Consider the following 11,252-nt stretch of genomic DNA (forward strand, 5'->3'; position numbering starts at 1 on the left):
CCACCTTGAGCGATCCGTACGAGACAACCGAGGCGCACCTCGACCGACTCCTCGGCCGCGCCCTCAACTCCTTCGACCTGCCCGACCGGCTGGTCGAGCGCCTCGCCACGGCGCTCGCCCACAGCTCTTCGCTCTGCACCACCCACCACAACCCGGTGGCGGGCGTCTGGCGGGAGACCCGCCGGCACACCTACCTGCTGGCCGACGGCGGCTCGGTCTCCCTGTGGGAGCTGTCGTACCGGCTGGAGGGCGACCGCGCCGAGCGGCACGAGGTCTTCGCGGGGAAGGGCGAGATGTGCCTGGCGGTGGCCCGGCTGTTCGGCGAGGCCGCGGCCGAGGCGGCCCCCGGCCCGCCGCCGCTCCCGGGTGAGGAGGAGCACGACGGCCCCGGCGCGTTCGGCGCCCTGTTCACCGCGAAGGGCCCGTCGGTCCGGTACCGGGAGTACGCGGTGCAGGAGTCCGCGGACCACGCCCGGCGGGTGCTGCGCCGCGCGGAGAACCGGGACCGGCCCGGCGAGGGGGTGGCGGCTCTGCTGCGGGCGGCGTACGCGCACCACATCACGCAGGCGTTCGGCGCCCGGCAGTTCCTGCCGGACGGCCGGGGTGCCGGCTTCAACCTGTACGAGCACGCCTTCGTGCTGCTGGACGGCAGCGAGCTGAGCCTGTGGGAGGTCGAGCACACGGCGACGCCCGACGGCCGCCACATGTGCGAGGTGTACGAGAGCGAGGCCGCCGCGCGCGGGGCGATGGAGCTGCGCGCCCGCGTCGGCTGACCGGTACGCGGACGGCCGTGCCCGCCCGGGAGGGGCGGGCACGGCCGGGGGAAGCTCGCGGCCTCAGAGGGCGGCGGGCACCTTCTCCGGGGTGCCGTCGGTGTGCTCGGCGGCGCCTTCGCGGTCCTCCATGGGGATCGCCTTGCGCGGCAGCATGAACATCACCATGGAGATCACGACCAGCACGCCCACGACCCACCAGAGCGCGCCGCGGAAGGCCTCGACGTAGGGCGGGCCGAGAACCAGGTCGTCGTCGATCAGCCCGAAGAAGACCACGGACGTCAGGGCGAGGCCCAGCGCGTTGCCCATCTGGCCGGTGGTGTTGATCAGCCCGGAGGCCGAGCCCGCGTCGCGGCGCGGGACCTCGGACAGGGTGGTGTCGTTGAGCGGGGCGACGATCAGACCCATGCCGACGCCCATGAGGATCAGCGGGGCGGCCATCTGCCAGGAGGCGATCTCCAGGCCGTAGTGCTCCGACTCCCAGATGTAGAGGATCAGGCCGGCCGCCATGACCAGGGCGCCCGCCTGGAGCACCTTGCGGCCGAAGCGCGGGACGAGCTTCTCGACGGAGAGGCCGGCGGCGACCGAGACGGCGATGGAGAAGGGGATGCCGGTGGTGCCCGCGCGCAGCGCGCTCCAGCCGAGGCCCATCTGCATGTAGAGCGTCCAGACCAGGAAGAAGATGCCGGTCGCGATGCCGAAGGTCAGCTGGACCGCGATACCGCCGGCGAAGCTCTTGACCTTGAAGAGGGACAGCTCGACGAGCGGTGAGCCGTCCTTCCTGATCTTGTACTGCTCGTACCGGAGGAACGCGGCGAAGACGAACGGCGACGCGATCATGCAGGTGAAGCCCCACGCCGGCCAGCCGTTCTCGCGGCCCTGGGTGAGCGGGAAGATCAGCATGACGAGGGCGAGGGTCGCGAGGACGACGCCGACCAGGTCCAGTCGCAGCGCCTGGGGCGCCTTGGACTCGCTGATGAACTTGCGGCCCAGGATCACGCCCGCGATGCCCACGGGCAGGTTGATCAGGAAGATCGGGCGCCATTCGAGCCCGAAGAGGTTCCACTCGGTGAGCAGCGCGCCCAGCATGGGGCCGGAGACGGCGCCGAGGCCCACGATCGCGCCGAACATCCCGAAGACCTTGCCGCGTTCCTGCGGGGGGAAGGTGACGTGGATGATCGCCAGCACCTGCGGCACCATCAAGGCGGCCATGGCGCCCTGGAGGATGCGGGAGGCGACGAGCATGGCCGGGTCGGCCGCGATCCCGCACAGCAGCGAGGCGGCGGTGAAGCCGGATATGCCGATGAGGAAGAGGCGCTTGCGCCCGTAGATGTCACCGAGACGGCCGCCGGTGATGAGACCCGCGGCGAAGGCGAGCGCGTAGCCGGCGGTGATCCACTGGATCGCGCTGGTGGAGGCGCCGAAGTTCTGGCGCATGGTGGGTATCGCGATGTTGACGATCGTGACGTCGACCAGGTCCATGAAGGCCGCGGTCATCACGATGGCGAGCGCCAGCCAGCGGCGGCGGTCGGGGGGCGTGCTGGGTGCGTCGGGGGCTGCGTCGGTCCGCTCTTCTTGTACGGGCCCGTTCTCTCTTTCGGGCGATGTCTGCGGCGTCTCGGTGGTCATGAGGAGAAACCTAGACGGGATCTAGGTCAGTGTGTGTCCTATTTCGCTGGCAATCTGGAGTACATGACCGACACACCGGCACGGCTGCTGTCCCTGCTGTCCCTCCTCCAGACCCCGCGCGAATGGCCCGGGAGCGAGCTGGCGGAACGGCTGCGGGTGAGTTCACGGACCATCCGGCGCGACATCGAGCGGCTGCGGGAGCTCGGCTACCCGGTCGAGGCCACGCTCGGCGCCGAGGGCGGCTACCGGCTCGTGGCCGGAGCTGCGATGCCGCCCCTGCTGCTCGACGACGAGGAGGCCGTCGCCATCGCGGTGGGGCTGCGGGCGGGGGCCGGGCACGCGATCGAGGGGGTCGAGGAGGCCTCCGTACGCGCTCTGGCCAAGCTGGAGCAGGTCCTGCCGTCGCGGCTGCGGTACCGGGTGGGCGCGCTGCAGTCGGCGACGATCGCGCTGACGCGGGGGGACGGGGCCAGTGTGGACCCGCGGACGCTGACGACCATGGCGTCGGCGGTGGCGGGGCCGGAGCGGCTGCGGTTCGCCTACCGGGCCCGGGACGGCGCCGAGTCGCGGCGGCTGGTGGAGCCGTACCGGCTCGTCAGCACGGGCAGCCGGTGGTACCTGGTCGCCTACGACATGGAGCGGGAGGACTGGCGGACCTTCCGGGTGGACCGGGTGGCCGACGCCTTCGCCACGGGGGCGCGGTTCGCGCCGCGGGAGCTGCCGATGGACGCGGAGGAGTTCGTACGGCGGGGGCTCGGCTCACGCGGCGCGCAGACGTACGCGGTGGAGGTGGCCTTCGAGGCGGGGGCGGCGGAGCTGCCGGAGTGGCTGCGCGCGGCCGCGGTGCCGGGCGGGGGCGCGCCGGCCGTGGTCCGCTTCGAGAGCCGGGACGCGCCGGAGTGGCTGGCGGCCCGGCTGGCCCTGACGGGCCTGGCCTTCACGGTGCGGGAGCCCGGTGCCCTGGCGGAGGCGGCCCGCACCCTCGGCGAGCGCCTGAGCGGGGCCGGCTCCCCACAGGGGGGAGCCCCGGCGCCTGGGGGGGATAGGCACCGGGGCTCGTTCGGGGGCTCGACGGCGGACAGCCTTTAGGCCACCGCGTCGAAGCCGGTGTCGCGCGCCATCCGCTTGAGCTCCAGCAGGGCGTGCTTCTCGATCTGTCGGATCCGCTCGCGGGTCAGGCCGTGCTGCTTGCCGACCTCCGTCAGGGTCCGCTCACGGCCGTCGTCGATCCCGTACCGCATCTTGATGATGGACGCGGTGCGCTGGTCGAGCTTGCCGAGCAGGTCCTCCAGTTCCTCGCTGCGCAGCAGCGAGAGCACGGACTGTTCGGGGGAGATCGCCGAGGTGTCCTCCAGGAGGTCGCCGAACTGGGTGTCGCCCTCGTCGTCCACCGACATGTTCAGGCTGACCGGGTCGCGCGCCCAGTCCAGTACGTCGCCGACGCGCTTCTCCGTCGAGTCCAGCTCGGCGGCGATCTCGGCGTGCTCCGGGTCGCGGCCGTTCTCCCGGTTGAACTCGCGCTGGACCCGGCGGATCCGGCCGAGCTCCTCGACGAGGTGGACGGGGAGGCGGATGGTGCGGGACTGGTCGGCGATGGAGCGGGTGATCGCCTGGCGGATCCACCACGTGGCGTACGTGGAGAACTTGAAGCCCTTGGTGTAGTCGAACTTCTCCACGGCACGGACCAGGCCGGCGTTGCCCTCCTGGATCAGGTCGAGGAGGGGCAGGCCGCTGCGCGGATAGCGGCGGGCGACGGCGACGACGAGGCGGAGGTTGGAGCGGATGAAGACTTCCTTGGCCCGCTCCCCCTCGGCGGCCAGCGCCTGGAGTTCCTCGCGGGTGGGCGCGTCCCCGTCGCGCTCCGTCGCGCCGTCGAGGATCTGCCGGGCGTAGACACCGGCCTCGATGATCTGGGAGAGCTCCACTTCCCTGGCGGCGTCGAGGAGCGGGGTGCGCGCGATCTCGTCCAGGTACATGCCGACCAGGTCGCGGTCTGCGATCTCCCCGCCCACAGCGCGTGCGCTGCTCGTGGACTGACGGCGGGCGACGGCGCGGGTTGCCATGCGTGCTCCCTTGCGATGAGTTCGGTCGCGGTGCGGCTGCCGGACGGCCACCGGTGGTGCGGTGGTGCGCCCTCGGACACTCTCCCGAGTGCCCGCTTCCGAAGGAAACAACGACTGGAAACGGGACAGAATTCCCACGTTGGTCCCTCTTTTCCGAGATCTTGCAGTATCCTGCCCCGCCACGAGAGGGGGCCGGAGATCACGGATCTCGAAGAGGTGCAGGTCAGGCCCACGACGGGGGCGGATCCGACCCCACTCGCGGACTCGCGTCCGTGAGACGGCCGTCACGCTCGGCACCACCGCGTTCACTCGTAGCGGCGGCGCCCCGGCTGCACTTCCACCCCTGAGGACGGCCCCTGCGGGCCGGTGGTTGCCTGGACACCCGTGCGGGTGAGGCCCGGGCATGTTCCGGCGGCACGGGACAAGGCCTCCGCAGCGTCGGGTGCGTCGCTTGTGCCGCCCGGTCGGCGACGCCCACACTTGAGGAGGAGGTGCTGCACCCATGACCGCTCTCGCCAATGAGCCGACGCCCGAGGCCCCCGGTCCGTACTCGGAACTGGACGAGGCCCTCTGGCTCGCATGGCAGGCCGCAGTCGAGAAACTCCCCGAGGGCTTCCACGCCGAGATCATCGAGGAGTCCATCGAAGTGTCACCCACCGGTCGTTACTCACATGGCAGGACGGCCAACGATCTACGCGACGGGCTCGTGCTGTTCCTGGCCGGGAGTGAATACGCCGCCAGACAGGACATGAACGTCATCCACGGCCGCAAGGTCTTGATCCCCGACGTCTTCATCGCGCCGAGGGACACCCCGGAACACGTCACCGAGGACGGCATCGGCATCAGGGCCTCGGCCGTGGAGATGGTCGTCGAGGTCGTCTCGCCCGGGCGTACCAGCGTGTCCCGTGACCGAGTCCGCAAGCGCCGTGCCTATGCACGCGCGGGCATCCCGGTCTACATCCTGATCGACGATCACGACGAACGCGGCATGGTGACCGTGCTGACCGCCCCGGACCCGGAGCAGGCCGTCTACGACGACGAGGTCCGGGTGCCGTACGGCACGGCGGTCACCATCCCCGAGGGCCCCGCCAAGGGGTTCGCCATCGACGAGTCGGTCACCGGGCCCTTGAGGTCCACCCCTTAGCCGAACTGCAGGCTGCGCTTCGACAGGCCCATCCAGAAGCCGTCCACCGGGTCGCGGCGGGCTGCGAGGTCACCGGTGGCGTCGGCCGCGCCGAGGGTGACGAAGAGCGGGGCGAAGTGTTCCGTACGGGGGTGGGCCAGGCGGCCGGACGGGGACTTGGCCTCGAAGTCCAGCAGGGAGTCGATGTCGCCGGCGGCCAGCGCCTCGTGGCCCCACGCGTCGAACTCCGCGGACCATGCGGGGACGCCCGGGCCGGGGTGGCGCAGTGCGGCCAGGTTGTGGGTGAAGAAGCCGCTGCCGACGATGAGGACGCCCTCGTCGCGCAGGGGCGCGAGGGTCCGGCCGATGGCCATCAGGCGGCGGGGGTCCAGCGTCGGCATGGATATCTGGAGGACCGGTATGTCGGCCTCCGGGAACATCTCCACGAGCGGCACGTACGCGCCGTGGTCCAGGCCGCGGTCCGGGATGTCCTGGACGGGGGTGCCGGGGGTCCTGAGCAGGGCGCGGACGGAGGCGGCGAGCTCCGGGGCGCCGGGGGCGTCGTAGCGGACCCGGTAGTAGTGCTCGGGAAAGCCCCAGAAGTCGTAGACGAGCGGGGTGGGTTCGGTGGCGCCGAGGGCCAGGGGCGCCTCCTCCCAGTGGGCGGAGACCATGAGGATCGCGGTGGGGCGCGGCAGGTCCGCCGACCAGGCGGCGAGCTGGCCGGGCCAGACCGGGTCGTCGGCGAGCGGCGGCGCCCCGTGGCTGAGGTAGAGCGCCGGCATACGCGTCTCGCCGGGGGCCGTGGGGGCCTGGGATGCGGGGGCCGGGGTCATGGTGGCGCTCCTTCGTCGTCGTTCGGGGCTGCCTGGAACAAGACTAACCCCACTTGGTTCAAATTTGAACCAAGTGGGGTGTGCAGTCATTCCCGTGGGGCGGCGGCCCCGGTCAGTGGGCGATCACCGGGACCTTGAACTCGGCGTCCTCGGCGGAGCCGGTGCCGGAGGCCACCGGGTCACCCGCGCCCGGACGGCCGGTGTTGATCAGGGTCAGGGCGACGGCCGCGCTGGCGACCAGGATGCCGACCGCCCACCAGATGGCGGAGGAGTAGCCCTCGACCATGGCCTGCGCCTGGACCAGCTGCGCCGCCGGGCCGCCCGCCGCGGCTTCCGCGGCGTGGTCGGTCAGGTAGGCGGTGGTCGCCGAGGCGGCGATGGTGTTCAGCAGCGCGGTGCCGATGGCGCCGCCGACCTGCTGCGAGGTGTTGACCATGGCGGAGGCGACACCGGCGTCGGCCGGGTTCACCCCGTGGGTGGACAGGGACATGGCCGGCATGAAGGCCGTGCCCATGCCGAGGCCGAGCAGCAGCTGCGCCGGCAGGATCAGCGCCGGGTAGGAGGAGTCGACCTCCAGCTGGGTCAGCAGCAGCATGCCGGCGGCGGCGACCATGAAGCCCGGGCCCATCAGCAGGCGCGGTGCGACGCGGGTCATCAGGCGGGCGCCGATCTGGGTGGAGCCCAGGATCATGCCCGCGATCATCGGCAGGAAGGCGAAGCCGGTCTTGACGGGCGAGAAGCCCTTGACGACCTGGAGGTAGTAGGTGAGGAAGAGGAACAGGCCGAACATCGCGATGACGGCCAGGCCGAGGGAGAGGTAGACACCGCCGCGGTTGCGCTCCAGCAGGACGCGCAGGGGCAGCAGCGGGGACTTCACCTTGGCCTCGACGAGGACGAACGCCGCGAGCAGGACCGCCGAGGCGATGAACATGGCCACGGTGACCGCGTCCGACCAGCCGGCCGACTCGGCGCGGGTGAAGCCGTACACCAGGGCCACGAGACCGGTGGTGGACAGGAGCACGCCGGGGATGTCCAGCGGGGCGCGGTTGCGGGAGCCGGCGGGCTCGCGGATGACCATCCAGGCGCCGACGGCCGCGACGACCGCGAACGGGATGTTGACGAAGAAGGTCCAGCGCCAGTTGAGGTACTCGGTGAGGAAGCCGCCGAGGATCAGGCCGACGGCGCCGCCGCCGCCCGCGATCGCGCCGTAGATGCCGAAGGCCTTGGCGCGCTCCTTGGCGTCGGTGAACATCACCGCGAGCAGGGACAGGGCCGCCGGTGCGAGCAGGGCGCCGAAGACACCCTGGAGGGCGCGGGCGCCGAGCATCATGGCCTCGCCGGTCGCGGCGCCGCCGAGCGCGGAGGCCAGGGCGAAGCCGACGAGGCCGACGACGAAGGCGTTCTTGCGGCCCCACTTGTCGGCGATGCGGCCGCCGAAGAGGAGCAGTCCGCCGAAGGCCAGCGCGTACGCGGTGATGACCCACTGCCGGTTGCCGTCGGAGATGCCGAGGTCGGTCTGGGCGGAGGGGAGGGCGATGTTCACGATCGTCGCGTCCAGGACGACCATCAGCTGGGCCAGGGCTATGAAGACGAGCGCCTTCCAGCGGCTGGGATCGGCAGCCGACTCGGGTGTCGCGGCTGTTTTCGGCATGGGGATACCCACTTCACTGTGCGGAATGACTGGAAAATGCTAGTTCGTAAGCTTCTGCGGTGTCACATGGTTTTAAGCGTCAGGTCTTCCAACGTGGCTGCGGAGCCGGGCAGTTGGGAGCACGCCGGGGCTCGCAGCCCGTCCAGGAAGAGCTGGAGGTGGCGGTGGGCGAAGCTGTCGGTGTCGAAGCAGGCGGTGCCCGGGAGGGGGCGGCTGAGCTGGGAAAGGGCGACCATCAGGTCGCCGGCGCCGATGTCCGCGCGGACCAGTCCGGCCTCCTGCCCGGCGGTCAGCAGGGTCTCGACGGCCGCCGCCAGGGCGGTGCGCGCCGCGAGGAGTTCGGGGTGGTCGCGGTCGAAGCCGTCGGCGAGCATCGGGCACAGGGCGCCGATCCGCTCGTCGGCGGCGGTGTGCGTGAAGCGGCACAGCGCGGCGAAGGCGTCGGGCTCCTCGGCGAGGGAGGCCTCGGCCGAGGCCGTGACCCGCTCGGTGGTGAAGAGCACGACGTTTTGGACGAGGGTGTCGCGGTCGGGGAAGTGCCGGTAGAGGGTGGCGTTGCCGATGCCCGCCCGGCGGGCCACCTCGTCGAGGGGGGCCGCGGAGCCGAATTCGACGAAGGCCTCGCGGGCCGCCGCCAGGATCCGCTCACGGTTGCGGACCGCGTCGGCGCGCGGCCGCGGTACGGCACCCTCGCGGACGGCACGGGCGGCGCGGGCGCGGCCGGACCGCGGGGCCACGGCGGTCGTGGTGGGGCTCTGCATCGCGCGGCCTTCCTGGGGCGGTGACGGGCGGATCGGGTGTACGGGGGCGGCTCGCCGAACGGGTCGGCTCCCCAAACGGGGAGCTGTTCCCCGCTTGGCGGGACTCACGTACAAACGGGGAACAGCTCCCCGGTTATTTCACTCCTCCGTGTGAGCCGGGTCACGCGGGCGAGGGTCGCCCGTCACCGTTTGGCCTCTCCCGGCGCGCGGGCGCGGCGCGCCCGGCGGAGGGTGAGCGCACAGGGCGCAGACCGGACAGGGCCGGCTGCCGCGGGACCCGAAGGCGATCTCCATGACGCAGACCCGCCACCGGATACGCAGACCGCGCCTCGCCGGCGCGTACATCGGCCTGACCGCGCTGGCGATCGGCGTCGGCGCGACCGCGAGCACGGAGATGTCGGGCCGCGGCCAGTCCGCTGCCGGACCGGTGGCCACGACCGTCGAGTCGGCGCTCGCGCCGTGCCGGATCGCCGGGACGATGGGCGTGCAGATGTCCGAGGGCCTGCCGACCCCGCCCGGGTACTCGCGCTCGACGGGAGAGGTCCGGGCACTGAACCTGATGATCGACTTCCCTGACGCCAAGGGCGAGGGCACGGCCCTGGACCGGCTGGCGGAGTTCTTCCCCCAGACCTCCGACTGGTTCCGCACCAGCTCCTACGGCCGCATGACCTACCGGGCCGAGGCGCCGATACGGACCTGGCTGCGGATGCCGATGCCCTTCGCGGCGTACGGGATCGAGCGCGGCTCCTCGTACGAGCCGGGCTACCGCCAGCTCGTCGAGCACATCGCGAAGGCCGCCGACGACGAGGTGGACTTCAGCCGGTACGACCTGATCAACATCCTGGTCACGCCGAACGCCGGGCCGTCCGCCCTGGACACCGTCCTGTCGGTGACCTTCTCCGGCAACGGCGAGGCCCCGATGGCCGACGGGGTCCCGCTGTCCAACACGTCCTTCGTCTACAGCCGGCAGGACGACGGCTCGGGGACCTACCGGGAGACCGGCTACCGGGTGCTCCCGCACGAGAACGGCCACGTCTTCGGGCTGCCCGACCTCTACACCTCCGACGGCGGGAACACGGTCGGGCACTGGGACATCATGAGCGAGGACTGGGGTGCCAACAACGACCTCATGGGCTGGCACAAGTGGAAGCTGGGCTGGCTGGACAGCACGCAGATCTCCTGCGCGTCCAAGCCGGGTACCAGCGACCACGTCCTGACCCCGCTGGCGGCGGAGGGCGGTATGAAGCTGGCCTTCGTCCCTCTGTCGGAGAGCGTCGGATACGCCGTGGAGGTGCGGACCCGCGCGGGCAACGACGAGGCCGTCTGCCGGCCCGGGGTCCTCATCTACAAGGTGGACTCCGACGTGGACACCGGACACGGGCCGGTGACCGTGTCGGACAGCTCCGACGCGAGCGGCGGCTGCACCCGCCGGCCCAACGTGCACGCCGAGCTGTCGGACGCGCCGTTCCGGCCGGGCGAGACCTTCACCGACGAGAAGGCCGGCATCAGCGTCTCGGTGGTGGGGGAGCTGCGCGACGGCAGCTACCAGGTCCGCGTCACCCGCCCTTAGCGACGGATCAGGGCCGGGCCCGCGCAACTAAGGTTCGGCTAAAGCCGGTTCGTGCACGCCGGTTAAGCCCCCGGCCGCCCGACGACGGTATGCCTGCTATGCGGGCACCCTTCCGGAATCGGCGTTGGTAGCTTCCCCTGAGCGATCGTCGGGGGAGGCCGGCTGTCCCGGTCGTACGGCGGACCGCTCCTCCTGGCACGCACCACTTACGGGACGTTCATGAGGAGGGACCACCCCATGTCGACGAAGACCGCCCTGCGCCTCACCGTGGCCGCCGCGACCGCGTTCGCGGCGCTGGGCATCGCCCCGCAGGCCGCCGTGGCCGACACCCCCGGCCGCCATTTCACCGTCGCGCCCCAGGCCTCGGCCTCGACCGCGAGCCTGGTGGCGGCGAACCGGCAGGCCGCCGCCCTGGCCGGCAACGTCTGCGGCTCCGGCTACACCCAGATCCTCCTGGCGGAGCGGCTGCCGAGCGCCACCACCCGCTACGCCACGGTGTACGTCTACACCAACGGCAAGGAGACCGGTCCGCTGATCTACGACCAGCCGACCTGTGCCGTGCTCCACAACGACACCGGCTCGGCCCAGTACATGGGCGTGCGCCTGAAGGACAACTACACCTCCACCCCGGACACCGAGGACTTCGGCACCTTCAGCTCCTACGCCGGCCCCGTCTACCAGAACAAGGGCTACTGCGGCCACGTGTACGCGTACATGAAGAAGTCAGGCAAGGTCGTCGTCGACCACCTGCGTGGCGTCGGCTCCTGCAACTGACCGTGGCGGAAGGCGCCGGCGGGCCCCGCGGTGTGCGGGGCCCGCCGGTTTTCCCCGGGCCGCCGGGAGGGG

The 11,252-nt window shown here is 71.6% G+C and carries 10 protein-coding genes; 5 read left to right on the forward strand and 5 right to left on the reverse strand.

Annotated features, from left to right (window positions below):
- The first annotated feature begins 5 nt into the window (after nucleotides 1-5).
- Nucleotides 6-773 carry a DUF6227 family protein gene (locus tag BSL84_RS13910; protein ID WP_030029290.1) on the forward strand — a complete coding sequence of 256 codons (768 nt, stop codon included), beginning with the start codon at nucleotides 6-8 and terminating at the stop codon, nucleotides 771-773.
- Between the two features lie 63 nt (nucleotides 774-836).
- Here the strand turns inward: BSL84_RS13910 and BSL84_RS13915 are convergent, their stop codons facing one another.
- Complete coding sequence (locus BSL84_RS13915) at nucleotides 837-2,402, reverse strand: MFS transporter (protein ID WP_045321467.1); 1,566 nt, start codon at nucleotides 2,400-2,402, stop codon at nucleotides 837-839.
- 63 nt (nucleotides 2,403-2,465) lie between these two features.
- Here BSL84_RS13915 and BSL84_RS13920 point away from each other — a divergent pair, with 63 nt between their 5' ends.
- The gene (locus tag BSL84_RS13920; RefSeq protein WP_075970444.1) at nucleotides 2,466-3,491 is read left to right on the forward strand and encodes a helix-turn-helix transcriptional regulator; all 1,026 of its coding nucleotides are present in this window, start codon (nucleotides 2,466-2,468) and stop codon (nucleotides 3,489-3,491) included.
- On the opposite strand, the gene BSL84_RS13925 is transcribed toward BSL84_RS13920, so the two are convergent.
- A complete protein-coding gene (locus BSL84_RS13925) occupies nucleotides 3,488-4,465 on the reverse strand; it encodes a sigma-70 family RNA polymerase sigma factor (RefSeq protein ID WP_075970445.1) in 978 nt (325 codons plus the stop codon). The genes BSL84_RS13920 and BSL84_RS13925 overlap by 4 nt on opposite strands.
- A gap of 502 nt (nucleotides 4,466-4,967) precedes the next feature.
- On the opposite strand from BSL84_RS13925, the gene BSL84_RS13930 reads away from it, so the two are divergent.
- Entirely contained in the window at nucleotides 4,968-5,609 is a 642-nt protein-coding gene (locus tag BSL84_RS13930) for a Uma2 family endonuclease (protein WP_045321450.1), read from the forward strand.
- Here the strand turns inward: BSL84_RS13930 and BSL84_RS13935 are convergent.
- From BSL84_RS13935 to BSL84_RS13945, 3 genes are all read right to left on the reverse strand, one after another.
- Entirely contained in the window at nucleotides 5,606-6,424 is an 819-nt protein-coding gene (locus BSL84_RS13935; protein WP_037666333.1) for a dioxygenase, read from the reverse strand. The genes BSL84_RS13930 and BSL84_RS13935 overlap by 4 nt on opposite strands.
- 112 nt (nucleotides 6,425-6,536) lie before the next feature.
- Nucleotides 6,537-8,075, reverse strand: coding sequence for an MFS transporter (locus BSL84_RS13940; RefSeq protein ID WP_075970446.1), 1,539 nt, complete (start codon nucleotides 8,073-8,075; stop codon nucleotides 6,537-6,539).
- Nucleotides 8,076-8,137: 62 nt separating this feature from the next.
- On the reverse strand, nucleotides 8,138-8,836 hold the full coding sequence (locus BSL84_RS13945) for a TetR/AcrR family transcriptional regulator (RefSeq protein ID WP_079273189.1): 699 nt from the start codon (nucleotides 8,834-8,836) through the stop codon (nucleotides 8,138-8,140).
- A 292-nt stretch (nucleotides 8,837-9,128) separates the two neighbouring features.
- On the opposite strand from BSL84_RS13945, the gene BSL84_RS13950 reads away from it, so the two are divergent.
- A complete protein-coding gene (locus tag BSL84_RS13950; RefSeq protein WP_030037127.1) occupies nucleotides 9,129-10,406 on the forward strand; it encodes a M6 family metalloprotease domain-containing protein in 1,278 nt (425 codons plus the stop codon).
- Nucleotides 10,407-10,643: 237 nt separating this feature from the next.
- On the forward strand, nucleotides 10,644-11,180 hold the full coding sequence (locus tag BSL84_RS13955; RefSeq protein ID WP_030037129.1) for a hypothetical protein: 537 nt from the start codon (nucleotides 10,644-10,646) through the stop codon (nucleotides 11,178-11,180).
- Nucleotides 11,181-11,252 lie beyond the last annotated feature (72 nt).

Origin of the sequence: Streptomyces sp. TN58 (assembly GCF_001941845.1) — a bacterium.
Lineage (GTDB): Bacteria > Actinomycetota > Actinomycetes > Streptomycetales > Streptomycetaceae > Streptomyces.

Coding starts and splice junctions, on each gene's coding strand:
- BSL84_RS13935 (WP_037666333.1), bottom strand. CDS start 6,424: ATGACCCCGGCCCCCGCATCCCAGGCCCCCACGGCCCCCGGCGAGACG.
- BSL84_RS13950 (WP_030037127.1), top strand. CDS start 9,129: ATGACGCAGACCCGCCACCGGATACGCAGACCGCGCCTCGCCGGCGCG.
- BSL84_RS13940 (WP_075970446.1), bottom strand. CDS start 8,075: ATGCCGAAAACAGCCGCGACACCCGAGTCGGCTGCCGATCCCAGCCGC.
- BSL84_RS13930 (WP_045321450.1), top strand. CDS start 4,968: ATGACCGCTCTCGCCAATGAGCCGACGCCCGAGGCCCCCGGTCCGTAC.
- BSL84_RS13955 (WP_030037129.1), top strand. CDS start 10,644: ATGTCGACGAAGACCGCCCTGCGCCTCACCGTGGCCGCCGCGACCGCG.
- BSL84_RS13925 (WP_075970445.1), bottom strand. CDS start 4,465: ATGGCAACCCGCGCCGTCGCCCGCCGTCAGTCCACGAGCAGCGCACGC.
- BSL84_RS13945 (WP_079273189.1), bottom strand. CDS start 8,836: ATGCAGAGCCCCACCACGACCGCCGTGGCCCCGCGGTCCGGCCGCGCC.
- BSL84_RS13915 (WP_045321467.1), bottom strand. CDS start 2,402: ATGACCACCGAGACGCCGCAGACATCGCCCGAAAGAGAGAACGGGCCC.
- BSL84_RS13920 (WP_075970444.1), top strand. CDS start 2,466: ATGACCGACACACCGGCACGGCTGCTGTCCCTGCTGTCCCTCCTCCAG.